Consider the following 319-nt stretch of genomic DNA (forward strand, 5'->3'; position numbering starts at 1 on the left):
TTGTTGGTACATGTCGGCAATGGTTTCCGCAGACGCATGGAAGAGGTTCGTCACGACCCGAATGTCGCGGCCATTCGCATCTCGAAAGATCACCACCCGGTGACGCTTGGTGGAGCGGCATTGTTTCATCCCCAACTGGCACGTGAAGTCGGCTTGAACCGATGAGGATGTGCTGGAAAGGCGTTTCAAGCTTTTTTTTCTGATGAAGTTCGATGTTGTCCTTCATCCGAATGACAAAGAGCTGATGCTGCTCCACAAATCGATCGAGGCGTTCGATTTTGAAATACGCCCGGTCTTCCACCAGCACTTGTTGAGCGTT

Annotated in this window: 1 pseudogene; it reads right to left on the reverse strand. The window is 51.4% G+C overall.

The window, feature by feature from the left end:
• Positions 1-319: pseudogene (locus K1I43_RS15500) on the reverse strand (transposase); the annotation flags it as partial.

Origin of the sequence: Anoxybacillus sp. ST70 (genome assembly GCF_019553625.1) — a bacterium.
Classification (GTDB): Bacteria; Bacillota; Bacilli; order Bacillales; family Anoxybacillaceae; genus Anoxybacillus; species Anoxybacillus gonensis.